Here is a 2,181-nt window from a genome sequence, read left to right as displayed (position 1 = left end):
AATTCTAGAAGATCTTTTGTTCGATCCCGAGGGCCTTGGCCACCGCCCGGATCTCGTCGTCGGTCAGGCCTTCACCCAGCCCGCCGTGCAATAGGTCCATCCGCTCGTAGGCGGCGATCGTCTCGGCGTACTCGATGCGGTCCACGGCCCGCTTGACGGATTGATCGGAGCGGGCCACGGTGCCGTGCTTGCTCCAGACGACGATGCGGTGCGACCGCAGAGAGGCGACGGTGGCGGCCATGAGCTCGGCCGAGCCCGGAACCGCGAAGGGAAGGCAGCCCAGGCCTTCCGGCAGGTTCACGATGGCTTCCGGCTGCCAGCGCAGGAGGCGGCGGCTCAGATAGGTTTCGTCCCGGTAGGCCGGAATGTGGCTCAAATAGGTCAGCGAGACCGGCTGGGCGTGGACGACGGCGTGGAAATTCGTCCCGGCGGCGCGGACCTGGTCCTGGTGGACGGCCAGATGGGAGTTGAATTCGCTGGTCAGACGGTCGAACAGGCGGCGGGGCGAAGTGTACAGCCGCCCGGTCCGGCCTCCTTCATCGACGGCCACGAAACCTAGATTGGCGGCCGGGTCCTGGATGGCCTCGCGGAGTCGTCGCCCCGAGCCGGTCACCAAGAGGCATCCCCGCGCCAGCTCGGGGACGGCCAGCGGGAGATCGATCGTTTCGACCGAGGGAAAGTGGCGGCGGGGCTCGACGGGCCAGCCCAAGAAGACCGAGATGTTGCCCGCGGCGCCTTCGCTGGCGCCGATCTCGGACAGCCGCCGCCCGGCCTCGCCGACCATGGCGGACATCTCGCTCAAATCCGGATAGGGGGGGAAGATCGACATCGTACGCTCCTTCGCTTTCAGTGGCCGATCGCCAGCTTGATGAGCCCCGCTTTCTCCAAGGCTTGGGCATGTTTGAGGATCGCGGCCGCATCGATCGGCTTGAACTCGAGCCCCAGTCGATCGCGGATCTTGGCCAGGTCCGTCCGGCCGTCGGCCGAGAAGAAGAGCTGGAGCAGATAGGAATACCCGTAGTTCTGAAAGATGTCCATCATCAGGGCCCGGTCCGCCGACAGGGCTTCCGAGATCTTCGTGTAGGGCGCCGAATCCGAAATCTTCAACGGGGTCACCTTAACGGGCACGATGGCCCGCAGCCGGGTCTCCTCGGGCGAAGCCTTGCCGAAGTCCGCGGCGTAGCCGTTGAAAGCGACCGCCGTCCGGACGTAGCCCTTGACCTGTTCCAGAGACGCCGTCTTCAACGCCTCCAGGCCGCCCAGCATGCCGGTCAGGTAGGCGTCGGACTTGGGCTTGCCGGCGGTTAGGTCGCGGATCCGGAGGATGGCGGCCCGGCTCAGCTCCGCGGCCTGCTCGACCATGGCCAATCCGGTGCGACAGGCCTTGCCGCCGTCGGCTTTGCCGATCGCGGCGAGGTCCTCCCGGACCCGGGCCAGCGTCGCCTGAACGAATAGGGCCCGGTCCTCAAAAGCGACCCGGATGACCTTTTCCAGAACCTCCTCCGTCCCTAGGCACGAGGCCAGGGCGGAGGCGGCGCCGATGAATGCCACCCGCTTGAGCTGGGTCGGGTCGGACTTGTCGGGGCGATCGCGGTCCGTGTGGTACCAGAAGTCGGGCCAGACGTTGAAGGAGAAAGCGGGGATGTCCGCGTCCGCGCTTAGGAAGACGCCGTGGTCGCTGCCCCCGACATACGGGCTCATCGTGTAGCGGAAGGGCTGCTCCGAGCCGTTCTTGTCGGTGATCGGCGCGGGGAAGGTGAGCCATGGGGATTGGACGTGGTGGGCATACATCTCGATGTTGGTCCGGAAGACGTATTCGGCAAAGCCGCGGATCACACCCTCGAGGAAGGTCATTTTATTATAGGTCGGCATCTCGATGTTGAAGAAGGCCTGGCTTTTTTCCAGGTCTTCGCCGACCATGTCCATGTTGACGACGCCGAAGATGCGGTCGGCCATCTCGGGATATTGGCCGAAGAAGGCCATCGTTCCCGAGCCTTCTTCGCTCATCAGGAAATAGATCGACCGTTCCGGCCGCGGGACGCGCCCTTCCCGGACGAGACGGGCCAGGGTCCGGGCGATCTCGGCCAGAGTCACGCAGGCGCTGTCGTTGTCGTTGGCGCCTTGGTAGATGTTCCGCTCGAAGAGATGGGCGGTGAAGAGAAAGCCTTTCTTGTCCGGGGC

The 2,181-nt window shown here is 65.1% G+C and carries 2 protein-coding genes; both read right to left on the bottom strand.

The window, feature by feature from the left end; translation table 11 throughout:
- Nucleotides 1-4: 4 nt before the first annotated feature.
- Entirely contained in the window at nt 5-829 is an 825-nt protein-coding gene (locus NTZ26_05035) for a class II aldolase/adducin family protein (GenBank protein MCX6559860.1), read from the bottom strand.
- A gap of 17 nt (nt 830-846) precedes the next feature.
- Nucleotides 847-2,181, bottom strand: a 1,335-nt coding sequence (locus NTZ26_05030; GenBank protein MCX6559859.1) for a M28 family peptidase, incomplete at its 5' end; no start/stop codon positions are given.

It is taken from the genome of Candidatus Aminicenantes bacterium (genome assembly GCA_026393855.1).
In the GTDB taxonomy this organism is placed as follows: Bacteria; Acidobacteriota; Aminicenantia; order Aminicenantales; family UBA4085; genus UBA4085.
Note: the sequence above shows the minus strand (reverse complement) of the source record. Positions and strands in the feature narration are given on the sequence as shown.